General features: G+C 72.2%; 20 protein-coding genes, 1 tRNA gene and 4 pseudogenes. 12 read left to right on the plus strand and 13 right to left on the minus strand.

The features are described from left to right. Positions 1-570 precede the first annotated feature (570 nt). Entirely contained in the window at positions 571-840 is a 270-nt protein-coding gene (locus ACXN5W_RS17755; protein WP_473159424.1) for a GlsB/YeaQ/YmgE family stress response membrane protein, read from the plus strand. A gap of 365 nt (positions 841-1,205) precedes the next feature. Then, positions 1,206-2,201 carry a sporulation protein gene (locus tag ACXN5W_RS17760; RefSeq protein ID WP_473159443.1) on the plus strand — a complete coding sequence of 332 codons (996 nt, stop codon included), beginning with the start codon at positions 1,206-1,208 and terminating at the stop codon, positions 2,199-2,201. 112 nt (positions 2,202-2,313) lie between these two features. Here the strand turns inward: ACXN5W_RS17760 and ACXN5W_RS17765 are convergent, their stop codons facing one another. Beyond that, positions 2,314-2,685: a hypothetical protein gene (locus tag ACXN5W_RS17765; protein WP_473159425.1), complete on the minus strand. Its 372-nt coding sequence runs from the start codon at positions 2,683-2,685 to the stop codon at positions 2,314-2,316. 218 nt (positions 2,686-2,903) lie between these two features. Between ACXN5W_RS17765 and ACXN5W_RS17770 the strand changes: the two genes are divergently transcribed. Beyond that, positions 2,904-3,296 (plus strand): hypothetical protein, encoded by a 393-nt coding sequence (locus ACXN5W_RS17770; RefSeq protein WP_473159426.1) that lies wholly within the window; start codon positions 2,904-2,906, stop codon positions 3,294-3,296. Between the two features lie 228 nt (positions 3,297-3,524). Here ACXN5W_RS17770 and ACXN5W_RS17775 read toward each other — a convergent pair whose 3' ends face one another. The 4 genes from ACXN5W_RS17775 to ACXN5W_RS17790 form a co-directional block, all read right to left on the minus strand. Then, entirely contained in the window at positions 3,525-5,879 is a 2,355-nt protein-coding gene (locus ACXN5W_RS17775; protein WP_473159427.1) for a HelD family protein, read from the minus strand. A 124-nt stretch (positions 5,880-6,003) separates the two neighbouring features. Next, complete coding sequence (locus tag ACXN5W_RS17780; protein ID WP_473159428.1) at positions 6,004-6,852, minus strand: ABC transporter permease; 849 nt, start codon at positions 6,850-6,852, stop codon at positions 6,004-6,006. Continuing rightward, positions 6,839-7,780, minus strand: coding sequence for an ABC transporter ATP-binding protein (locus ACXN5W_RS17785; RefSeq protein ID WP_473159429.1), 942 nt, complete (start codon positions 7,778-7,780; stop codon positions 6,839-6,841). The genes ACXN5W_RS17780 and ACXN5W_RS17785 overlap by 14 nt, the downstream gene beginning before the upstream one ends. Positions 7,781-7,818: 38 nt before the next feature. Beyond that, the gene (locus tag ACXN5W_RS17790) at positions 7,819-9,003 is read right to left on the minus strand and encodes a LolA family protein (protein WP_473159430.1); all 1,185 of its coding nucleotides are present in this window, start codon (positions 9,001-9,003) and stop codon (positions 7,819-7,821) included. A gap of 98 nt (positions 9,004-9,101) precedes the next feature. On the opposite strand from ACXN5W_RS17790, the gene ACXN5W_RS17795 reads away from it, so the two are divergent. After that, positions 9,102-9,755 carry a response regulator transcription factor gene (locus ACXN5W_RS17795; RefSeq protein ID WP_473159444.1) on the plus strand — a complete coding sequence of 218 codons (654 nt, stop codon included), beginning with the start codon at positions 9,102-9,104 and terminating at the stop codon, positions 9,753-9,755. A 1-nt stretch (position 9,756) separates the two neighbouring features. After that, positions 9,757-11,175: pseudogene (locus tag ACXN5W_RS17800) on the plus strand (sensor histidine kinase); the annotation flags it as partial. A gap of 197 nt (positions 11,176-11,372) precedes the next feature. Here ACXN5W_RS17800 and ACXN5W_RS17805 read toward each other — a convergent pair. After that, complete coding sequence (locus tag ACXN5W_RS17805; RefSeq protein WP_473159431.1) at positions 11,373-13,625, minus strand: fibronectin type III domain-containing protein; 2,253 nt, start codon at positions 13,623-13,625, stop codon at positions 11,373-11,375. A gap of 200 nt (positions 13,626-13,825) precedes the next feature. Between ACXN5W_RS17805 and ACXN5W_RS17810 the strand changes: the two genes are divergently transcribed. Together ACXN5W_RS17810 and ACXN5W_RS17815 are read left to right on the plus strand one after the other, a co-directional pair. Further along, on the plus strand, positions 13,826-14,329 hold the full coding sequence (locus tag ACXN5W_RS17810) for a VOC family protein (RefSeq protein WP_473159432.1): 504 nt from the start codon (positions 13,826-13,828) through the stop codon (positions 14,327-14,329). A gap of 119 nt (positions 14,330-14,448) precedes the next feature. After that, on the plus strand, positions 14,449-15,558 hold the full coding sequence (locus ACXN5W_RS17815) for a hypothetical protein (RefSeq protein ID WP_473159433.1): 1,110 nt from the start codon (positions 14,449-14,451) through the stop codon (positions 15,556-15,558). On the opposite strand, the gene ACXN5W_RS17820 is transcribed toward ACXN5W_RS17815, so the two are convergent. The 3 genes from ACXN5W_RS17820 to ACXN5W_RS17830 all read right to left on the minus strand — a co-directional run bounded on the left by ACXN5W_RS17820 (position 15,527) and on the right by ACXN5W_RS17830 (position 17,453). Beyond that, positions 15,527-16,039 carry a potassium channel family protein gene (locus ACXN5W_RS17820; RefSeq protein ID WP_473159434.1) on the minus strand — a complete coding sequence of 171 codons (513 nt, stop codon included), beginning with the start codon at positions 16,037-16,039 and terminating at the stop codon, positions 15,527-15,529. The two genes, ACXN5W_RS17815 and ACXN5W_RS17820, sit on opposite strands and share 32 nt — an antisense overlap. A gap of 106 nt (positions 16,040-16,145) precedes the next feature. Then, positions 16,146-16,325 carry a DUF4236 domain-containing protein gene (locus ACXN5W_RS17825; protein ID WP_473159435.1) on the minus strand — a complete coding sequence of 60 codons (180 nt, stop codon included), beginning with the start codon at positions 16,323-16,325 and terminating at the stop codon, positions 16,146-16,148. An 87-nt stretch (positions 16,326-16,412) separates the two neighbouring features. After that, complete coding sequence (locus ACXN5W_RS17830) at positions 16,413-17,453, minus strand: helix-turn-helix domain-containing protein (RefSeq protein ID WP_473159436.1); 1,041 nt, start codon at positions 17,451-17,453, stop codon at positions 16,413-16,415. Positions 17,454-17,695: 242 nt separating this feature from the next. Between ACXN5W_RS17830 and ACXN5W_RS17835 the strand changes: the two genes are divergently transcribed. Further along, positions 17,696-18,472 (plus strand): glucose 1-dehydrogenase, encoded by a 777-nt coding sequence (locus tag ACXN5W_RS17835; protein ID WP_473159437.1) that lies wholly within the window; start codon positions 17,696-17,698, stop codon positions 18,470-18,472. A 145-nt stretch (positions 18,473-18,617) separates the two neighbouring features. Here ACXN5W_RS17835 and ACXN5W_RS17840 read toward each other — a convergent pair whose 3' ends face one another. Further along, positions 18,618-19,049 (minus strand): SsgA family sporulation/cell division regulator, encoded by a 432-nt coding sequence (locus tag ACXN5W_RS17840; RefSeq protein ID WP_007457244.1) that lies wholly within the window; start codon positions 19,047-19,049, stop codon positions 18,618-18,620. A gap of 366 nt (positions 19,050-19,415) precedes the next feature. Between ACXN5W_RS17840 and ACXN5W_RS17845 the strand changes: the two genes are divergently transcribed. Further along, positions 19,416-19,874: a TIGR02611 family protein gene (locus tag ACXN5W_RS17845; protein ID WP_473159438.1), complete on the plus strand. Its 459-nt coding sequence runs from the start codon at positions 19,416-19,418 to the stop codon at positions 19,872-19,874. A 52-nt stretch (positions 19,875-19,926) separates the two neighbouring features. Beyond that, positions 19,927-20,001 (plus strand) — tRNA-Val (locus ACXN5W_RS17850). Here ACXN5W_RS17850 and ACXN5W_RS17855 read toward each other — a convergent pair. Together ACXN5W_RS17855 and ACXN5W_RS17860 are read right to left on the minus strand one after the other, a co-directional pair. Next, positions 20,002-21,135, minus strand: a pseudogene (locus tag ACXN5W_RS17855) (tyrosine-type recombinase/integrase). It lies immediately after the preceding tRNA gene. A 44-nt stretch (positions 21,136-21,179) separates the two neighbouring features. Continuing rightward, positions 21,180-21,335: a helix-turn-helix domain-containing protein gene (locus ACXN5W_RS17860; protein ID WP_473159445.1), complete on the minus strand. Its 156-nt coding sequence runs from the start codon at positions 21,333-21,335 to the stop codon at positions 21,180-21,182. A 55-nt stretch (positions 21,336-21,390) separates the two neighbouring features. On the opposite strand from ACXN5W_RS17860, the gene ACXN5W_RS17865 reads away from it, so the two are divergent. Further along, the gene (locus tag ACXN5W_RS17865) at positions 21,391-21,792 is read left to right on the plus strand and encodes a transposase family protein (RefSeq protein ID WP_473159439.1); all 402 of its coding nucleotides are present in this window, start codon (positions 21,391-21,393) and stop codon (positions 21,790-21,792) included. Between the two features lie 137 nt (positions 21,793-21,929). Further along, a pseudogene (locus ACXN5W_RS17870) lies at positions 21,930-22,199 on the plus strand (IS110 family transposase); the annotation flags it as partial. Positions 22,200-22,204: 5 nt separating this feature from the next. Here ACXN5W_RS17870 and ACXN5W_RS17875 read toward each other — a convergent pair. Further along, positions 22,205-22,313: pseudogene (locus ACXN5W_RS17875) on the minus strand (IS5/IS1182 family transposase); the annotation flags it as partial.

The following is a 22,313-nucleotide window of genomic DNA, read 5'->3' on the forward strand; positions in this document are numbered from 1 at the left end:
GCAACCCAGCCCCAGCGGTCTGTCCTCCACTCGGCGGCGCCGTCTTCATGGTCCTCGCCTACGGGTGCGGCGTCCGCAACCCTTCCCCGGGCCACGGGTGCGGCGTCTCGCAAGCCCGCCGCAAGCCTTCCCCGGGTCACCGAACCATCATCCGAGAGCACCCACTCACTGAGGGTGAACCCCAGCTGTCCCTGGCCCAAACGCCTTCACTCTCCTTTGCAATGCTTCCCTCCAGGCAACAGGCACACTGGGTAACCAACGGCCTGGTCCCGGAGGAACTCGGCAACGAACATCGCCGCAGCTCAACGTCGGTGCTGCCGGGAGGGAAGCATTGCAAAGCGAAGAACAGGCGATCGATGGACCCTCCCGGGAGACTACCGATTGTCACGGCCGTGCGGTCCGCCGGCACCGTCACTCACAGTGTTGTCGGCGAACCGCCGGTGCCGTCCACCGACACCGACTGGCAGGTCGCTGAGAATCAGGGTGGTTTGGTTTCGGAGGGCGGTGGGCATTTCCGGGGCTGCCTCGTTCCGAAGAACGGGAGCAGGTTTCTCACCCTAGGAGCTGGCAGTGACCGTCACCGGCATTCTCGTCGCCATCGTCGTTGGTCTGATCATCGGTGCGCTTGGTCGCCTCGTCGTACCGGGCAAGCAGAACATCCCGATCTGGCTCACGCTCGTCATCGGCATCGTGGCCGCGCTGCTCGGTACGGTGGTGGCCAGCGCGTTCGGCGTGAAGGACACCAACGGATTCGACTGGATCGAGTTCTTCCTCCAGGTCATCTTCGCCGCGATCGGCGTCGCCATCGTTGCCGGCACCTACGGGCGCCGCCGGGTCTGACCCGACCTCGATCAGGGCTTTCGCCCCGAACCGGACCATCAACCGGCCCGGCGCCCGACAGGGTGCCGGGCCGGTCCGTGTCGCCGGTCCGTGTCGCCGGTCCGTGTCGCCGGTCCGTGTCGCCGGTCCGTGTCGCCGGTCCGTGTCGCCGGTCCGTGTCGCCGGTCCGTGTCGCCGGTCCGTGTCGCCGGGGCGCTGTCAGCGAGTTCCCAGCGCGATCACATAGGGTGCCGCCGGGACCGTGGGTGAGCGAGGCGGCGGGAATCTGCCGTGCCGGTCCACAGTGGCCCATCGCGCCGGTCCACCATGGCGGGCGCCTGAACACCGGCCCGGCGACGTCGCGGGCCCTTTCCCTGGAGTGGTACGTGGTCTTCAAGAAGATGTTGAGCGCTCTCGGGGTCGGTGGCCCCAGCGTCGACACCGTCCTGACCAATCCCAACACCCGGCCGGGTCTGACTCTGGCCGGCGCGGTCCGGATCCGTGGGGGGAACCAGCCCGTCGACCTCGACGGGGTCACCCTCTCCCTGGTCACCCGGGTCGAGGCGGAGGGACATGACACCGAGTACGAGGCGTTGGTGGAGTTCCAGTGCGTACCGGTCAGCGGACCCTTCTCGCTGGCCGCCGAGCGGGAGCTGGACATCCCGTTCGAGTTCCCGGTGCCCTGGGAGACGCCCGTGACCGATGTGTACGGGCATCGGCTGCCCGGCATGACCATGGGGCTGCGGACCGAGCTGGCGGTGGCGCGGGCCGTGGACAAGGGCGACCTCGACCAGGTGGCGGTGCATCCGCTGCCGGTGCAGGAGCGCATCCTCGACGCCTTCGACCGGTTGGGGTTCCGGTTCAAGCACGCGGATCTGGAACGCGGGCGGTTGGCCGGCGTACCCCAGACCCTGCCCTTCTTCCAGGAGATCGAGTTCTTCGCGGCACCGCGGTACGCGCACGCCGTCAGTGAGGTGGAACTGACCTTCGTGGCCGACCCGCACGGCGTGCGGGTGGTGCTCGAGTGTGACAAGCGCGGCGGCCTGTTCCGGCCGGGGCACGACACGTACGGCCGGTTCAGCGTGGCGCATCCGGACGTCGACCGGGTGGACTGGCCGGCCCAGGTCGACGGCTGGCTGAACCAGACCATCGGCGCGTACGGCGCCGGCCCGGCCCACGGTCCCGGCCCGGGTCACGGGCCCGGACCCATCCACGGGTACGGGCCGGGCCACGGGTACGGGCATGGTGGGCACCACCGGGGGTCCGGCGGGGTCGGCGGGATGGTGGCGGGTGGCCTGCTCGGCGTCGTCGGCGGGCTGGCGGCCGGGGAGCTGATCGAGGAGGCCTTCGAGGACGACGGCGGCTTCTTCGGCGACGAGTAACCGCCCGACGCGACGCGGCCTCCGGAGGGGATTCCCTCCGGAGGCCGCCGTTTCGGGCCTGGCTGGCCGGGCTCCCTCGGCGCGAGCTGCGCCGGGGGAGTCCGGCCGACGCTCACCTTTCGCCGCGTCGGCGCCACGAACTGCCCATCTTGGCCAGCCCCCGGCTACCCAGGTAGGCGATCGTCAGCAGGGTGATCAACCACCACGCCTGGTTGGCCTGGAAGATGTCCACTCCGGGGCCGTTACCGCTGGAGCCGACCCACCACGAGGCCAGCAGCACGCCACCGACCGCTGCCAGGTAGACCCAGAGTTCGGTCGACAGGATGGCTGGCTTGCTCTCGCTGCCCGGTGACGGCATCCGCGCGCCGTCGGGCATGTGCCGGGCCGTCGGCATGTCCCGCATCTGCCGGGTCGGCTGATCGGCCATGTGTCGGGTGTCCGGCATCTGGGCCGTGGCCCTGTTCATCTGCGTCTGCGTGCTCATCTTTCCTCCTCGGATTCGATGAGTCTTTCCTCCTCGGATTCGATGAGGCTGCGCCTCCGAACCACCCCGGGCGAGCCCGGTACCGCGGCTGCGACCGAGGCGACGGTGGGTTTCCCGGGCGGCTGGCGGGCAAACGAATATCGCTGGCTGGCTCGGGTTTATCCCCCGACGCAGCGGGCAGCCGAATGGGGTTGCCGAGGAGAGGCGAGGTGATGGACGTGACTGACCACGCGGCGCATGCACGGCGCACGGCCAACCGGCTCGACCCCGCGGACTACGGCCCGGACGCGGCACGGGAGGTGACCCTGCCGCCCACCGACGACCGGCGGGAGGCCAAGGACCGGGACATTCAGGACCCGGCCGACGTACGGGCCGATCGGGACGTGTTGCGGGACGGCGGCCCGAAGCGTACGCCCGGGATGGTGACGACCACTGGCGGTCGGACCGCCGGACCGGCCAGCGTCCGCAGGTTGCCTCGGAAGACCGGTGGCAAGGTCGCCCCGACCACCACGGGAGACGCCACCACCGGCGGCCTGGAACCGCCGGCGGGCGGTTCGACAAGCGACGCCGCCGGCCCGGCCAGCGAGACCGGTTACTTCACCGAACGGTGACCGGCCGAGGCGCGGTCCGGGCGCGGTCGGGGACCAGCCCGGTCACCGCCGCCCCGTGACACCGGGCCGGCGCGGCCGGGCCCATCCGTCCGGCGCGGCCGGGCCCATCCGTCCGGCGCGGCCGGAGCCACCCGTGCGGCGCGGTCCGAGCCATCCGTCCGGCGCGGCCGGAGGGCCAGCCTGTTCCACTCGGCCGAGCCCCCGGACCGCGCCGGCGCGGCGTTCGGGTCAGGCCGGGGCGGGCAGCCGGAGTACGCCCAGTCGCTGGGTCGCCCGGGTGAGCGCGACGTACAGGTCGCTGCTGCCCCGGGGGGACTCGGCGACGATCGCATCCGGGTCGACAAGCAGTACCGAGTCGAACTCCAGACCCTTGGCCTGGGCGACGGTGAGCACGACCACCCGCTGGTCGAGGTCCGGATCGGACCCGGCGGCGGTGTCGGGCACGGCGACCCGGACCCGCGCGCCGAGCGGGTCGAGCCGGGACGTCGGGACGATCACCCCAACCCGGCCCTCGCCGATCGCGGCCACCTCGGTGTGGACGTGTTCGACCAACCGGTCCGGCAGGTCGGCCGGGTCCGGGACCTGCTCCTCCCACGGGTCCACGCCGGCGTCGCGGACCGCCTGGGGCGGTTTCGCCGTCGGGTCGATGTCGACGAGCACCTTCGCGGCGACCGCCATGATCTCGCTGGGCGTGCGGTAGCTGACGGTCAGCTCGGCCAGCCGCCACCGGTCGACCACGTACGGTTCGAGGACGGCCTGCCAGGACGACGCCCCGGCGAGCGCCCCGGTCTGCGTCACGTCACCGACCAGGGTCATCGACCGGCTCGGGCAGCGGCGCATCAGCAACCGCCAGGCCATCGGGGACAGTTCCTGCGCCTCGTCGACGATCACGTGCCCGAAAGCCCAGTGCCGGTCGGCGGCGGCCCGCTGGGCGGTGCTCAGCCAGGCGCCGGCCGCGTGCCGTTCGGCCAGCCGGTCCGCGTCCAGCAGGTCGGTGACGTTCAGGACCTCGCTCTCGACGTCCTCGAACTCGAACGACTCGGAGCCCTTCGCGATCTCCAGCGCGCCCTCGGCGTACTCGATCCGGCGGCGGCGGGCGCGTTCCTCGGCGGCCCGCCGGGCCCGGTCGTCCTCGCCGAGCAGTTCGGCCGCCTCGTCCAGCAGTGGCGCGTCGGCCGGCGTCCACGCCTGCGCCGCGTCGTCGGCCCGCAACAGCAGCGCGCGGTCGGCGGGGCTCAGCTGCGGCGCCGCCGACTCCAGCGCCTCGGCCGAGCCGAGCAGGTCCGCGACCAGCCGCTGCGGGGTGAGCACCGGCCACAGTTCGTTCAGCGCGGCGCGTACCGCCGGGTTGGCCCGCAGCTCGCGGCGAATCTCCGCCAGGTCGGCCTCGCCGAGCAGCTGCGGGTCGCCGGGGGCGTCGTCCCCGCCGAGCGGGTCGTCGGCGAACGGGTCGGTGCCGATCCGCTCGGCGAGCTGGCCGGCCAGCGCGTGGACGATCTCGATCTCGAACAGCTCCCGAGCCAGGTTGTGTGGTCGGCCGGTCCGCCGGACCCGGTCCCGGGCCACCTCGACCACCGGCCGGGTCAGCTCCAGCGTGACGTCCTCGTCGACCGGGACGGGCATCGGCTCGTCCGGCACCCGCTGCCGGTCCCGGACCGCCGTGGCCAGCACGTCGGCCAGCTCGGCCCGGCCCTTGACCTCGGCGACCTCGGCCGGCTCCTCGGCGGTGGCCCGTACCCCGGGGAACAGGTCACCGGGGGTGGCCAGCAGCACCCCGGTCTCGGCGAGCGACGGCAGGACGTGCGAGATGTAGCGCAGGAACGTCGTGTTCGGCCCGACGATCAGCACGCCCCGGGTGGAGAGCTGCTGCCGGTAGGTGTAGAGCAGGTACGCCGCCCGGTGCAGCGCCACGGCCGTCTTGCCGGTGCCCGGTCCACCCTGCACGACCAGTACTCCGCCCAGGTCGGCCCGGATGATCCGGTCCTGTTCGGCCTGGATGGTCTGCACGATGTCGCCCATCCGGCCGGTCCGGCCGGCGTTGATCGCGGCCAGCAGGGTGGCTTCGCCGGTGAGGTCGGTGGCGCGGCCGGCACCGGCGCCGGCGCTGGCGCCGGTCAGGTCGAGCACCTCGTCGTCGATCCCGGTGACGGTGCGGAACCGGGTGCGGATGTGCCGGCGCCGGCGGATCCCGTCCGGCGCGGCGGCGGTGGCGAGGTAGAACGGCCGGGCGGCGGGGGCCCGCCAGTCGACCAGCAGCGGTTCGTGGTCGCCGTCGACGTCGAAGATGCCGATCCGGCCGATGTAGCGGGCCGGGCCGTCGTCCGGGTCGAGCCGGCCGAAGCAGAGACCGTTCTCCACGGCGTTCAACCGCTCCACCTGATCGGTGTACATCGCCACCGTGCTGTCCCGCTGTGACCGTTCCTGCTGCGTTCCGCCGGCGTTGCGCAACGTGCCGGCCCGCCGCTGTTCGGCCTGCTCGCGCAGCCTGTCCAGGTGGTGGTAGAGGTCCGAGACATAGGTCTGCTCGCGCTCGATCTCGGCGGTCTGCGCATCGAGTTCGGTGTCGCCGGACTGCCTTGACAAATTGGCCCCCTATTTGTTAGGCTGACGAGCAGAACGGCAATTAACTTGCCGTTCTTTTTTGTGCTCGAACACCGAAGAATAGCGCGGCGGCCACCGCCCGGCCAAACCGGGCGATCGGGGGCGTTCAGCTGGTGACGTCGCGACCGCCGAACCGGGCCCAGGCCGCCGCGAGAAAGATCACGATGTACGCCCCGGCGCTGCCCAGCCCGGGCAGCAGCGCCGCCAGGTCCACCGGGTCGCGCAGCAACTCGCCGTAGTCCTGCCAGTGATGGGTCAGCAGGTACGGGTGCAGCCAGCCCAGTTGCGGCACCTGGTCGAGCACGAAGCTGGCCACGGTCAGCATGCTGACCGCGATCGTGGCGCCCATCGGCTGCTCGGTCAGGGTGGAGGCGAACAGCCCCACCGCGCCGAGCGCGCACAGGCCGACCGTCAGGTAGCCGCACACCGCCAGCAGCCGGAGCAGCGCCGGACCGAAACCGAGCTGGGTGCCGGACAGCAACGTCAGCGGCCCGCCACCGAACAGGGCCAGGCCGACCAGCACCCCGACGGCCGCCACCAGCAGCGTGATGGACAGGGCGAACACCATCACGGCGGCGTACTTCACCGCGAGCAGCCGGTTGCGGCTCACCGGCACGGTCAGCAGGTAGCGCAGCGTACCGAGGTTGGCCTCGCCGGCGATGGTGTCCGAGGAGATCGCCGCGACGGCGATCGGCAGGAAGATCGGCAGTTCGACGGTGAGCGCGGCGAGCGCCACGAAGAGGCCGTTGGAGGTGATCGACGAGAAGAAGTCCCCGCCACCGCCGCCCTGGTCGTCGGGGCCGCCGACCCGGACCCCCACCGCGATCACCACCGGCAGCGCGGCCAGCCCGGCGATGCCGATCTGGTTGCGCAGCCGCCCGTACACCAGCCGCAGCTCCGAGCGGAACAGCCGGCTGGACAGCCCCCGGACGGCCGGCGCGTCAACCGTTGACATCGAACCCCTCCCCGGTCAGGGACACGAACAGTTCCTCCAGATCGGGCGCCGCGACGGCGAAGCCGCGTACCGGCACGCCAGCGTGCACCAGCGCCGCGACCACCGTCTCCGGCGGTACGTCGCCGAGGTCACCGGCGGCGGTCGCGGCCGACCGGTCGACCCGGGCCAGCCCCAGTTCGGTCAGCACCCGGGCGGCGTCGGCCGGCCGGTCGGTCTGGACCCGGGCCCGGGTGGCCGTCCGGGAACGCAGCTCGGGCAGCGGCGCCTGCGCGACCAGCCGGCCCCGGTGCATCACCCCGACGTGGGTGCAGACCTGCTCGACCTCGGCGAGCAGGTGGGTGGAGAGCAGCACGGTGACGCCCTCACCGGCCAGTTCGGCGATCAGGCCGCGTACCTCCCGGGTGCCCTGCGGGTCCAGGCCGTTGGTGGGTTCGTCGAGGACGAGCAGGTCCCGGGGCGCGAGCAGCGCCGCCGCCAGGGCCAGCCGCTGCCGCATGCCCAGCGAGTACGCCCGGTACCGCTTGCCGGCGGCGGCGGTCAGCCCGACCCGGTCGAGGGCGGCGTCGATCCGCCGGGTCGCGGTGGCCGGGTCGGCCGTCCGGTCGGCGGCGTCGAGCCGGCGCAGGTTCGCCGACCCGGACAGGTACGGGTGGAACGCGGGCCCCTCGACCAGCGCACCCACCCGGGGCAGCACCTGCGCCGCGCCCTCGGGCATCGGCCGGCCCAGCAGGGCGTGCCGGCCGGCGGTCGGCCGGATCAACCCGAGCAGCATCCGGATGGTGGTGGTCTTGCCGGACCCGTTCGGGCCGAGGAAGCCGAACACGCAGCCCCGGGGGACCGCCAGGTCGATGCCGTCCACCGCGACCTGCCGGCCGAACCGCTTGGTCAGCCCGTGCGTCTCGACCGCCAACCCCGTGGGGGGAGGCACCAATGGCGCCCCCCCCGGGGTCATCTCGGTGGTCACCGTCACCGGTTCGTCCGGGCCACCTCGTAGAGCCGCTCCGGCGTCACCGCGCCGACCAGCACCCGGCCGTCGTCGGTGAGCAGCGCGGTCACCAGCCGGCTGGTGAACAGCCGACCGCTGCCCCAGTCACCGCTGACCTTCGGCAGACCGTTGAGCACGGCACCGAGCTGCGCGACGTCTCCGAGGTCGCCGCCCGGCCTGCCGGCCGGCGCCTTGGCGTCACCGGTCGCGCCGGCCTTGGCGCCGCCGGTCACCCCACCGGTGCGGGCCACCACCACCGTGGTCCAGCCCTGCCCGACGGTGCGCGGACGGTCCGCCGCGTCGGGACCCTTCGCGCCCCGCGCCGCCGCCCGGTCGGCCGCGGCGTGCTTCGCGGCGGCCTCCGCGGTGCCCTTCGTCACGACCTTCGCACCCGGCGGCGGGTTGAAGGCGAACTGCGCTGCATCCGGCCGGGCGAAGTCGACCTGGGTGAACGCGACCTCGAAGGCGGGCCGCTGGACACCGCTGGCGAAGACCTCCAGGCGCAGCGGTACGTGCTGCTTGGCGTCGATCGCGATCCTGACCTGGCCGACCAGCGAGGACCGGTCCCGGGGGGCGAGCACCAGCTCGTACGCGTCCCGCCCGGCGATCCGGGCCGACCGGCCGACGGTCACCTCGGTGGTCGGGTCCACCGCGGCCAGGGCCTGCTGGGCGGCCTGCTGCGGGGTGACCGGCAAGCCGCTGGCCAGCGACCGCTCCGTGTCGGCCCGATCCTCGGCGGGCAGCCGGTGGTGCACCGCCTCGTTGCGCTGGCTGGCCCACACCCACACGTCGGAACCGTTGTGGATCACGTCGGTCTCGCCCAGCGTGCCGAGCAGCGCGACCCGCTGCTGCTCCGGGCCGGCGTACCAGACCCGCAGGGTGTGCGTACCCGAGGTCAGGGTGGCCAGGTCCGCCTCACCCAGCCCGGCGCCCAGGTTGGGCAGGCTGGGCAGGCCGAGATCGGCCCGTTGGATGACCGTGCCGGACAGGCCGTCGAGCTGGGACGTCTGCAGGTCGACCAGAAGTTGGGCGGCGCTGCGGGGTGGCAACGCCGGATCCGCCGAGGCGGCGAACGTACCGATCGCGGCGCCCCCGCCGACCACCACGGCGGTTGCCGCCACCGGGACCAGCCATCGCAGGGCCGGTCGGTTGCTGAACATGGACATGTGTTGGCACCTCCTGAGGAACATGGTGCCGCAGTGGCGCTGTGACGGTGCTGAGAGCGGCTGTGGAATCCCTCAGCCGGGGTGGCACCCTGGGGGACGTGCGGTTGCTGGTGGTGGAGGACGAGGCCCGGCTGGCCGCCGCGCTGCAACGCGGGCTGCAGGCCGAGGGGTTCGCGGTGGACATCGCCGCCGACGGGCCGACCGGGCTGGACCTGGCCCGGCACGGCGGATACGACGCGATGATCCTGGACGTGATGCTGCCCGGCCTGTCCGGCTACCAGGTGGTCCGGCAGTTGCGCGGGGACCGTTGCTGGCTGCCGGTGCTGATGCTCTCGGCCAAGGACGGCGAGTACGACCAGGCCGACGGGCTGGACTGCGGCGCCGACGACTACCTGACCAAGCCCTTCTCGTACGTGGTGCTGCTGGCCCGGCTGCGGGCGCTGCTGCGGCGGGGGGCGCCGCGCCGGCCGGCGGTGCTGTCGGTGGGTGACCTGAGCCTCGACCCGGCCCGCCGGCAGGTCACCCGGGACGGCGCCGGGGTCGACCTGACCGCCCGCGAGTACGCCGTGCTGGAGTATCTGATGCGGCGCGCCGGTGAGGTGGTGTCCAAGACGGAACTGCTGGACCACGTCTGGGACGACAGCCTGGAGACGGCACCGAACGCCGTCGAGGTCTACGTCGGCTACCTGCGCCGCAAGATCGGGCGGGACCGGTTGCAGACCATCCGCGGCGCCGGCTACCGGCTGGTCTGAGATGAAAGGAAGGGCCCCCCATTATCGCTTTCTGTATAGCAGGGGCCCCTTGTTGACGCGGTGGCTGCGCCGGAGCCTCGGGCTGCGGGCCCGGCTGCTCGCGATCGGCGTGACCGGCCTGGCCGCCGGGCTGGCTGTCGGTGGCGTGACGCTGGTCCTGGTGCTCGGCTACGCGCTGCAACGCACGGTGGACACCGAGGCGTACAAGACGGCCGACGCGGTCGCCCGGTTGGTGGAGCGGGACGCGCTGCCCGACCCGCTGCCGGTGGCCGGCGGCGAGGTACGGGTCCAGGTCATCGACGGCGCCGGTCGGGTCCGGGCCGCCTCGATCGACGCCGACCGGCTGGTGCCGATGCTCTACCCCGCCGAACGGGAACAGATCGGGGGCCGGGGCCGGCTCACCGTCCCCGGTCAGCGGCTCGGGATGCGCGGCCCGGTCCGGGTGGTGGCGGTGACCGCGGGCCTGCCCGGCGATCCCCGAACCGTGCTGGTGGCCAAGTCGATGGCCGACGTGCTGCGCGGCGAACGGCTGCTGCGGGACACGCTCCTGGTGGCGTTCCCGCTGTTGGTGGCCCTGCTCGGGGTGGTGGCCTGGCGGGTGGTGGGGGCGACGCTGCGGCCGGTCGAGGCGTTGCGCGCCGGGGCCGAGGAGATCACCCGCAGCGGCCGGTCCGGCGGGCTGCCCGTACCGGCGTGGCATGACGAGATCCACCGGCTGGCCGTGACGTTGAACGGGATGCTGGCCCGCCTGGAGTCGGCGCGGGCCCGGCAACGCGTCTTCATCGCCGACGCGGCGCACGAACTACGCAGCCCGCTGGCGAACATGCGTACCCAGCTTGAGGTCGCCCAGCGGCTCGGTCCGGACACCGACTGGGCGGCCGTGGCCGACGACCTGCTCGCGGACAACGTGCGACTCGGCCGGCTCGTGGACGACCTGCTGCTGCTCGCCCGGTCCGACGACGACACCGCGCGGAACGTGCCGCCCCGACCGGTCGAACTGGGCGCGCTGGTCGCGTCGGTCGCGCAGCCGTATCCGGCGCCCCCGGTCCGGGTCGACCCGCCGGCGGCCCCGCTGTGGACCAGTGGTGACCCGGACGCGCTGCGCCGGATCGTGGCGAACCTGCTGGACAACGCCGTACGGCACGCCGGCAGCCGGGTGACGGTGGCGGTCCGCGCGGAAGGCGCGTACCACCTGCTGACCGTGACCGACGACGGACCCGGCATCCCGGCCGCGGACCGCGAACGGGTCTTCGACCGCTTCACCCGGTTGGACGACGCGCGGGCCCGGGACGCCGGCGGCGCCGGGCTCGGCCTGGCCATCGTCGCCGACCTGGTCCGGCGACACGGCGGGTCCGTCCGCCTGGCCGACGCGGCACCCGGGGTCCGCGCCGAGGTCCGGCTGCCGGCGGTCGAGGCCCCCGCCGAGGTCCGGCTGCCGGCGGTCGGGGTCCGCGCCGAGGTTCGGCTGCCGGCGCCCGCCGGCGACCGGACGGCGCGGGACCGTCCGACGCCGGACGGTCCCGGGCCGGACCGCCCGGCACCCGATCACACCGTGCGCGACGTGCCGGCCTGCGACGCGGCCGGCGGTGCCGCCGTGGACCGGCGGGATCGGGTCGGTCAGCGTCGCCGGGCCGTGCAGACGGGCCGGGACCGGCCCACCGAGTCGGCCGAATAGATCACCCCGACCGTGAAGCAGTAGTCCTGGCTGGCGTTCAGGCCGTACACGGTGAAGTTGTGGCTGCCGGCCGGCAGGTCCTGGAACGCCTGTGGCTGCTGGCCGCGTCGACCGCCGGCGATCACCACCGGCCCCTCGGCGCCCGACGGGTAGGTCCAGGACAGGGTGACGCTGTCGTCGTTGTCGCGCAGCCGTACGTCCGTCGGTGGGGCACCGGGGGCGGCTGTGGCGGTGCCGCCCGGCGTGGGGCTCTGCGCGTTGCCGGGGTCGGAACCGGTCGGGGCCGGCTGGCCGGTGGGGCCGGGGTCGCGCGCCGTGTCGTCCGGGGCGGCCAGGGCGAACCCGACGACCACGGCGACGGCCCCGAGCAGCACCACGAGCGACGCGCCGAGGACGATCGGGAGCATCCGCCGGGTGGGTCCGGCCGGCGGGTGTGGCACGGCGACGGGCAGCCGGGCGGGCCGGCGGACGTCGGGCAGGTGGTGTACCCCGCCGGTACCCGAGCGCAGGCCGGCCCGGGCCGAACGGGCCTCGGTGGGACCGCTGGCGCTGCCGGGTCGCCGGTACCAGCCGGGTCCCTCGGACCAGCCGCCATCCGCCGGCCAACCGGGGGGATCCGCCGGGCCGGCCGGTGCGGCGTCCGTCCCGGCCGGGCCGATCGACCGGGGTACGCCGGCAGCGGCGGAACCTGTGCCGGACGGCGCCCACGACTGGGCGCCGGAGCCCGGATCGGAGTACGACGGTGCTGGGTAGGTCGGATCGCCGTGGGCGAGTTCCCGGTACGGGTCTGCGCCGGCCGGTCCCGGGTACGGGCCGCCATGGGTCGGTTCCGGATACGGGTCTCCGCCAGCCGGTTCCGGATATGCCGGGTCGCCTGGGTGGGCGGCTCCGCCGGAACCGAAACCCTCGCCGTACCCGGATTCGCCGTAATCCGGGTGGTCTCGCTGGTATCCGGTGGAACCGGTCCATTCCGGACCGGCCCAGTCGGGGTCGCCGTGGTCCGGGTCGCCGTGACCGGCCCACTCCCGGCCGACCTGGTCCGGGTCCGCATGGTCGGGTTGGTAACCGGTGACGCCGGTCCATTCCGGATCGATTCCGGCGGGTCCGGCCGGTTCGGTGGTCCCACCGGCGGTCCCGGCCTCCGGCGGCCACCAACGGTCGTCCGCGCTCCCGGTCGGATACGGCTGGGCGTCGAAGTCGTCGGGTGCCGGCTGCCGCGGCGGCGGGACGAAGGTCGAGGTCGCGGACGGGTTGGCCGGCGCGGCGTTGACCGACGGATTGACCGGCGGCGGTGAACTCACCGGGGGCGGCAGGGCCGTCGGGGGTGGGGTCGCCGGTCCGGGACGCTCGGAGGCGGGAATGGTTTCGACCGGGTCGGCCGGCCGGACGGTGTCGGCCGGATCCGTGCGACGGGTGAATTCGGCCGGATCGGCGGACGGGCCGATGTCGGTCGGGTCGGTCGGCTCGGTGAACTCGGCCGAGCTGACGGCGCCGGGCGGTGCGCAGGCGTGGTCGGGGTCGGCGGCGGCCCGGGCCAGGGCGGCCACCTGCTGCGCCAACGGATCGTCCGGGGCCAGATACCGCCGGCACAGCTCCCGGGCCAGCGCCAGATGGTCGTGCGCCTCGGTGAACCGGCCGCAGTCGCGTTCCATGGCGCCGAGCCGGGCCAGCATCTTGATGCCGCTGGGGTGGGCGTCCCCGTACACCTCGCGGTGCAACTCCCAGGCGTCGGCGAGCCGGTCCCGGGCCAGGTCACACTGGCCGAGCGCGTACTCGACGGTGGCCAGGTCGGCGTGCGCCGCCAGCACCCGCAGTGACTCGGGGCCGTCGATCGCGGTCAGCTCGATGATCACGTCTCGGTAGAGCCGGGCGGCCCGGACGTCGCTGCCGACCCGGTGCAGCACCGCGGCCAGGGTGGCGGCGGTGGCCACCGTCCGGGGGTCGCCGGTGCCGAACTGGCGCATGGCCGCCGCGTAGGCGAACGCCGCCCACCCGCGCGCGGCGTGCGGCTCACCGAGCGCGACGAGAATCCGCGCCTGGAGGCCCGCCGCCTCGGTCAGCTCGGGGGTGGCGTTGGCGGGGCTGGGATCGGCGGTGGCCAGCGCCTCGTCCAGCAACTCCTGCGCGCCGGCCAGGTCGCCGTGCGCCACAAGGTCCTGCGCCGCCTGAGTTACTTCACCGTAGCCCGGAGTCACGCCCCATCGTGCTTGGCCGGCGACGGTCAGTACAAGGGTTGGAAGGTCATCAGTTCGGTCATGATGTCGGCAATCCGTCCGACCCGCCCTCGCTGATCCGGCGTGCGGGGTCGACCCGCTCGGGGCTGGACTGGCCGACCGGGTACCGACGTACCCCGGTCAGCTGGTCCGGGCCCACGGCCGGCGGCTACGGTCGGGAGATGGGCATCCACCGACTCAACCATGCCGTGCTCTACGTCCGTGATCTGCGCCGCAGCGTCGAGTTCTACACCGGGGTGCTGGGCTTCCGGCCCGTGCCGATGACGCCCGAGGGCTTCACCGGCGCCGCGTTCCTGCAGGCACCCGACTCCACCAACGACCACGATCTCGGCCTGTTCGAGGTCGGCGCCGCCGCCGGGCCGTCCCCGGCCGGCCGGAGCGCCGTCGGGCTCTACCACCTGGCCTGGGAGGTCGACACCCTCGACGAGCTGGAGCGGGTCGCCCAGCGGCTGACCGAGGTCGGCGCGCTGGCCGGCAGCTCCGACCACGGCACCACCAAGAGCCTCTACGGCAAGGACCCCGACGGGCTCGAGTTCGAGATCGTGTGGCTGGTTCCCGCCGACCGGCTGGACGAGGCGACCCTCGCCGCCCGTCGCCGGATCGGCCGGCTCGACCTGCCGGCCGAGAAGCTCCGCTACGGCGCCCAGACCCGCGGCGGCGTCTGAAAGGAAGGGCACCTTGTTATCGCTTTTTGTATAGCAAGGGCCCCCGCTTAACGCCCCCCGTCGGGGACAGCGGCGGCGTCAAGGTGACAGCGCCGGTCCCGGACCGGTAGAACGACACCATGCCCGGTGCCCCCACCGCTGCCCTGCGGCGCGAACTGCTCGTCCGCTATCTGGATGCCTGGCTGCCCCGGGCCCTGCACCGGTCCCGCCGGCTCACCCTGGTGCAGGCGTACGCCAGCGACGACGCGGGGATCCCGGAGGCGTCCCTCGACGTGCTGGCCGAGTTCGCCGACCGGCTGGGAGGTCGCCGGGTGACCGTGGCGGTCCTCGGGCCCGCGACCGCGGCGGCGGGCCCGACCAGCGGATCGCCGGCCGGTTCGGCGGCGGGGTCTTCGTCGTCGGGGGTTCCGATGGCGACGTCGCTGGCCGAGCGGATTGATCCAGCCCGGCGTGGGGCCGCCCTGCCCGCCGGTACGGCGGTGTTCCCGGTGACCGGCGGTCCGGAGAAGCTGCCCGCAGTGCTCGCCGCTGCCCAGGCGTCCGGCGCGCCGCTGCTGGCGTACCTGGATCTGGCGGCCGCCCCGCCGGCACCGGTGCTCGCCGCCGTGGCCGCCGGCCGCCCCGGCGAGCTGCTGCTCGTCCTCCCCGCCGGTCCGGACGGTCCGGTGCCCGGACCCGGCAGTCCGGGCGGCCCCGCCTCCACATCCGCCGACGCGGGTGGCTCGGCGTCCGACCCCGGCGACGCCGGTGGCCAGGCGCTCGTCTCCGCTGGCCTGGACGGGCTGGCCGACACGCTCGCGGCGGCAGGCTTCCCGCTGGTCACCGGGGTGGAGCTGGTACCCGACGACGGCTCCCCGGCGCAGCTCGTGGTCTTCGCCACCTCGTCCGGGCACGGGCTGGACGCCTTCAAGAACGCGCTCTGGGACGTGGACGAGTACGCCGGGGTGCGGTACCGGGATCCCCACGATCCCGCGGGGCACCTCCTGGACATCTCGCTCACCCCGCACTCCGGGCCGCTGCGCCGGGAACTGCTGACCCGGCTGGTCGAGGGGCCGGCCAGCGTGGTCGAGTTGCGCCGGTTCGCCACAGCGAGGACGGTCTACCGCTCCGCCGACGTGGTGACCGCGCTCACCGCGCTGCTGGCCGCCGGTCAGGTGAGCCGGACGCCCGAGCACGGCCGGCTGGGCGGTGACGTGGTCATTTCCCGTACCGTTCCCTCGTCTCCCTGAACAGCAGCGAGGCGCCGGTGGCCACCACTGCGACGTCGAACAGCATCTGCACGATCACCGTGATCCGGGCGAACTGCCCCTGGGCGGTCACGTCGCCGTACCCGATCGTGGTCAGGGTGGCGAGCGCGAAGTAGAGAGCGTCGACCCGGGTACGCAGCCCGTCGAACTGGCGCGGGTCGCTCAGTTGGATCACGTAGTCCGCGAACGCGAAGATGATCAAGCCGGCCACCAGCGCCACGACCAGTCGTAGCAGATCGTCGCCGCGGCCCTGCCGCTGCTGCCGGCCCAACTGCCGGCGTACCTGCCGGGTGACCAGCAGTCCGATCGCGAGCACCACGAGGCCGGTGGCCACGCCGCGCAGCAGCAGCCTGAGCGGGGACACGTCCGGCCGCAGCGGCACGATGAAGTACACGACGACGATGAGCAGGCAGGTGAGCAGCGCGTGCTGGCGCTCCGTCAGGTGGTGCCGGCGTCGGCCCATCCGTCGATTGTCGGGTTTGTCCCGTTGGGTCGGCGGCGGTTTGCCGGGATGCGTGCAAACGGCGCCGGCAGGGGCCGACGCCGTTCGTCAGGGGTGAAGGTGCGGATCAGGTGCGCGACTTGTCCTGCTTCCACGACATCGGACCGGGCAGGTCGACGCGGTGCGCGCGGGATCGCGAGTTCCAGGACCACCGTCCGATCTTGATACTCCACGAGGAGAAGCCGTTCTCGGTGAAATTGAAGATCAGGGGGCCGATCTTCGTGCGCTTACGGAACATCAGACCCATCGCTGTGCTCCCTTTCGTAGGATTCTCGACCGGGGTGGCCCAGATGTGCCCCGTACGGCTGTTCGGCAAACCCGACGCCGGTCCAGGTCACCGGGCCGCGTGGTCCTGATCGGACGGTCGCGGCCACCCCGGCCGCACGCCGCCGCCCGACCACGGGCCCAGGGCGGCGGGCCCGACACCGGCAGCCGGCTCCGGGCTCGCGGTGGCCGGCCCCGGACCGGCGGGACCCGGCACTGGACCTGCGGCGGCCAACCCCGGCCGGTACGGCGGCGCCCCGGCCCTCGGCTGGAAGCACAGCGCGCGGAAGGCCCCCGGGGTCTGGCCGACCTCCCGGTGGAAGAAGCGGCCGAAGTTCGTCGGCTCGGGGAAGCCCAGCCGGCGGCCGATCTCGGCCACCGGCAGGTCGGTGGCAGCCAGCAGCCGCATCGCCTGCAGCGCCACCCGCGCGTCGATCAGCTGTTTCACGCTGCGGCCGGTCGCGACCAGGCAGGCCCGGGTGAGGGTACGCACCGAGCACCGCAACCGCTCCGCGTAGTCCTCGGCGCGACGGGTCCGGGCGTACGAGCGTTCCAGTTCGTGTCGCAGCCGGCGGTAGGTGTCGGTGGCCGGGTCGGGGGACCGGTCCGTGGCCAGCAGCGCCAGGCGTAGCAGCGGCACCGCGAGCTGGTGGCGCAGCAGGTCGGCGGGCAACCCGCCACCCCGGTGTCGGCGGCAGTCCACCACCAGTTGGCTGATCTCGCTGATCACCGCGTCCTCGTCCTCGCCGGTGAGCTGCCAGTGATCGATGTCGCGGTCGTCCAGGGCGTCCGCCACCTCGGCGAGTCCGGCGGCGGTACGGTCGTCCCAGCACACCACCACGCCTTCGAAGCCGGCCGTGTCCAGGGATCGGATCAGTTGTCCCGGTCTGGCCCGCAGCGCGGTGCCCGGGCGGCACGGGTGGTCACGGAAGTCGATCTCCTGGCTGCCACGTCCGGCCGTGACCAGCAACAGCGCGTTCCGGTCCAGTAGAAAGGGGTACCGGCACCGCGGGTTGGCCTGAAGATCACTCACCGTAGTGGTGCTGATGCCTGAGATGTCGGGCGGGCGAGCGCCGGCACGACCGCCGGCGTGCTGAGCAGGCCGGATCATCCTGCCGACCGTAACCCGCGGTCCGGCGTCGCGCACCTCTGATCGACGGCGCGTCGCCGTAGTCGGTGGTCTGGTGCTGCCGGCCCCACGCCGCCGGCACGTGCCACCGACCTCGCATCGCCGGCCCGTGCGGCCAGCCCCCGCGTCACCGGCACGTGCGGCCGGCGACTACGTTACCGACTGGTAGGACGCTCCCGCGGTCGCCGCGCACGGTGGCCGCCCCGACGCATCAGGGGGTACGCATGCCGGGTCTGTTCGCGGTCGAGGGCAAGACGGTGCTGGTCACCGGCGGTTCGCGGGGGATCGGCCTGATGATCGCGCGAGGATTCGTCGAGGCCGGCGCCAAGGTGATCATCTCGTCCCGGAAGGCGGATGTCTGCGCCGAGGTGGCCGAGCGCCTCTCCGGCGCCGGTCACTGCGAGGCCGTTCCGGCGGACCTGTCCAGCGTCGAGGGCGCGGATCAGCTCGCCGCCGCGGTCCGTGAGCGGGTACCGACGCTGGATGTGCTGGTCAACAACGCCGGGGCGACCTGGGGTGCGCCGCTGGAGGCGTACCCGGAGAGCGCCTTCGACAAGTTGTGGGCGGTCAACGTGAAGGCGGTGTTCCGACTGACCACCGCGCTGCTGCCGGCGCTGCGCGCCGCCGCCACACCGGAGGATCCGGCGCGGGTGATCAACATCGGGTCCATTGACGGGATCCGGGTGCCCTGGATGGAGGTGTACGCCTACTCCGCGACCAAGGCGGCCGTACACATGCTCACCCGCAGCCTCGCCCACCAGCTCGCCCCCGAGCGGATCACCGTGAACGCGATCGCGCCCGGTCCGTTCGAGAGCAAGATGATGGCCTTCGCGCTGGACGACCCGGTCGCCCGCGCCACGATCGAGCATCAGGTGCCGCTCGGCCGGATCGGCCGACCGGACGACATGGCCGGCACCGCCATCTATCTCGCGTCGCGGGCCGGCGCCTACCTCACCGGTGCGGTGATCCCGGTCGACGGCGGGATCACCACGCACGGCTGACGGGCCGACGTCCGCGGATCGGCGGGCGCCCGCCGATCCGCGGCGTTCGCGGGTCGGCCTTGCTCGCGGCCCATCGTGCCGGCAACTCGATGGCGCCGCGTGAGCTCGGTAGATCCATGCGGCGCCGGTGCTTCGTCCCGACCGCTCAGCGCCCCGCCAGTAGTCGGTTCACGGCGGTGTCGACGTCCAGGTGTTCGGCCTCGCGGCCACGCGGAACCACGACGTACGTCCGGCGCAGGAACCGGACCAGCACGCTGCGCGGTACCTCGAACAGGGCGTTGCCGTCGGGTGACGACAGGGCCAGCGCGACGAAGTCGCCGCGCGGTGTGGCCCAGGGCCAGACCCGGACGTCCCCGATGCCGGCCGGTTCGTCCAGCCCTGTCACCAGTAACTCGCGGGCGAAGGACCAGCTTACGGCCTCACCACCGGCAGATTCTGCATGAAATAGGACATGAACCGCATACGGATCAGCGGGGTCGTAACGTAGACTGGCTCGCACCGGCAGTGCGGTGGCGTCAGGCGCCACCAGCCGCAACGACGTCTCGACCTCGACAGTTGTGGGTCGGATGACACTCATGGACGTTCTCCCCCCGGCACCCCTACGGGCTCTGTGCGGCCCGCTTTTCCATACTCAGGTGCGCGTCGTGACTACGCTCCGCCATACGCTGATCTCACCCAGTGGTGGGAAGCAGTTCGGAAACGCCGCTTGAATGGAAGAATTCAGGTAGAGTATCCGATTTGCCCACATGACCGGTCCATGCCGGGGCCGGGATGCTTCAGGCGTCGACTCACTCCGGTAACGTCCAGTCGTCCTTCCGAGTGACGCCCGTGGGGGACACTGGGGGAGTAAATGGCCACGAATGCCTCCTCATTGGAGCAATCCGAGCGGCCATCTCCGGGCGATCCAGCGACCCGGGGTGGTCGGACCGAGCAGGAGATCCAGGTGCCCGAGGACCAGCGCGGACGACAACCGCGTACCGCGGTCCGGAAGCCGGCCGAAGGGGTCAGCCGTCGCTGGCGACGGACCCGCACCACCCTCGACCTGATCCGCGCCAACCCCACCGGCCGGGTTCTGCTGAAGATCGTCGTCGGGCTGGTCGGGGCCCTGGTGGTGGCCGTCGGGGTGGCCCTCATTCCGCTGCCCGGCCCCGGTTGGTTGATCGTCATCGCCGGCCTGGCCATCTGGGCGATCGAGTTCCACTGGGCCCGCCGGCTGCTCGCGTTCACCCGACACAACGTGCTGGCCTGGACCCGGTGGGTGGCCGGCCGATCCTGGCCGGTACGCCTACTGCTGGGCGTCCTGAGCCTGGCGTTCGTCGCCGTGATCGTGTGGACCTCGCTCAGGGTCGGCCTCGGCATCGACCTGCTCGCCCTGGCCCGCGACGCGCTGGCGGCACACTGACCCCCCGGATGTGCACTCGCGGCACCGCATCAGGTAAAGTTCCCCGCGCTGAGGGCGATTAGCTCAGCGGGAGAGCGCTTCGTTCACACCGAAGAGGTCACTGGTTCGATCCCAGTATCGCCCACCATCAGTAAGGCAAGTTCAAGGCCCCTCGTGCGAGGGGCCTTGATTCGTCTCTGCCGGTCAATCGTGGTGTGGGGGCAGCGAAGGATGCGAGCACCCGTCGGTCCCGCTCCGCCGTCGAGTGCGTGTACCGATTGGGAGTTGTTGACGTCTGCTCGTGTCCCATGACCTTCGCCACGTCGTTGATCGGTACACCGTCGGATACGAGCCAGGTGGCCTACGAGTGCCGGAGGTCGTGAAACCGCAGCGCAGTTGGCTGCCCAGCCCGGCTCAGCGATGGCTTCCAGACCCGGCTTCGGAACGTACCCCGCCGGATCGCTTCGCCAGATCCGGTCGTGAAGACGAGGACCTGGTCGTCATCGCGGAATGCGCTGGCGTGCGCGACCAGCAGCTGGACCACGAACGGCGGCAACGGCACAGTACGACGGCCCGCCTTCGACTTCGGATAGGGCTTGATCCTGATGTGGCCAGACACCTCCTCGGCCACGCGCACCACCCGGACCGTACCGTTCACCAGGTCGACGGCATCCCACTGCAAGGCGGCGCACTCTCCCCACCGAAGACCGGTACCAGCGGCAACGGCCACAATGGCTCGGTACCGCTCGGGTACGGCCGCCAGGAGCCGACCAAGTTCATGTCGGGGCAGCACCAGATCATCGGTGTCCGTCCGTCGGTGCGGTGGAAGCCGAACGCCGTCGCACGGGTTGAAGCCGATCAGCCGATCACGAACCGCTGACCGCAGAACCGCCGAGGTAAGCCGATAGCACTCAGCGATAGACGCAAGCGAAAGTCGCTCCCCGAAGCCGGTAATCCACGCCTGCACCGCTGAATGCTCGATGCGGGCCAACGGCAGCGCGCCCCAGCGCGGGATCACATGGTTGCGCATAACCGACGCATCCCGAGCCGCGGTCGTCTTCTCGCAGTTCCGTCCGGCGAGCCATCGGGCGGCGTAGTCCCCGAAGCGGAGCCGGCCGGCGTCGGGGGCGACGTAGGTGCCGCGGTTGAGGGCTGATTCGACTTCGGTGAGGAAGGCGTTGGCATCCCGCTTGATCCGAAAGGTCTTGGAGCGCTGTTTCCCTGCCGGGTCGTACCAGCAGGCTCGGTGTCGACCGGCCGGAGTCTTGCGGACGAATCCCATCAGGTCCAGCCCTCCAGGTCGTCGGCCGCGGGGTCGCCGCCGCCTTACAACCAGGAGTGGAAGCGTTTCTTGGGGATGACCCAGCGGCTGCCGAGTTTGCGGGCGGTTATCTCGCCCTCGCGAACCAGGGCGTAGGTACTGCCGAGAGACAGCGACAGCAGCCGGGCGACCTCGCGGACGGTGTAGACGGCCCGGCTCACCAACAACCTCCATTTTGTGAGTCGTGTTCGTCGGTAGTTCGGGTTGGGTGTCGGGATGGAGATCATTCCGGCGCTGCTGCCGCATCTGACTGGCCTGCGGTTGGAAGCGGTGGTGGTCCGGGGCGTCGGGGTCAGGATCGATGCGGCGACACAGACCGTGCGGGCGCGGTGTGGCACCTGCAGCACCTGGTCGACCACCGTGCATGGCCGCTATGTGCGGCGGCTGACCGATGTCAGGTTGGGTGGTCACGAGGTGCTGGTCCCGTTGACGGTCCGCCGATTCACATGCATGAACCTCCTCCGCAAACGCGTCCTGACCAACTCGTCAGCCGCCACCGAGATCAATCACAAAATCTGTGCCAGAGCCAGTTTTCCCTACCTTGTTGATCGTCCGGGCTGTCGTACTGTCCGGACAGCCGGGAGCACCGGGGCATGGCTTCCAGTTTTCTGCCGTTGATGGCTTCGCCTGATTGGCCACCCCGGTGCTCTACGACGTCTTGACCGCTGATTGAGATCTGCGACATCGATCGCTGTGTAGGGAATGGACGGCGAGTGCGTCGACGGCATGCCGATCACGAGCAGGGAGAGGGCTGGATGCAGCAGGTCGAGCAAGCATGGGCCGGGATCGACGCCGGTAAGGGCCATCACCACTTGGTGTTCATCGACAGCGAAGGGCGCCGGCTGCTGTCGCGGCGGATGTCCAACGATGAACCCGCGTTGGCTGCGGTGATCACGGCAGTCCTCGCCCGAGCGGAGAAGGTGACCTGGGCCATCGACCTGGTCGACGGTCCGGCCGCTCTTGCCATCATGCTTCTGCTCGAGCGTGGCCAGCGGGTCCTTTACCTGCCAGGCGTGGCAGTGAGCCATTTTCATCGTGGGTGGCGGGCGTCTTCGGCGGTTTGGAGGACGAGGATGGCCTGTACGATCGCGGTGGCTCGGCGGGGGCAGCAGCGGAGCTTGGTCAGGATTTTCCAGGTC

Source organism: Plantactinospora sp. A48, assembly GCF_055793945.1.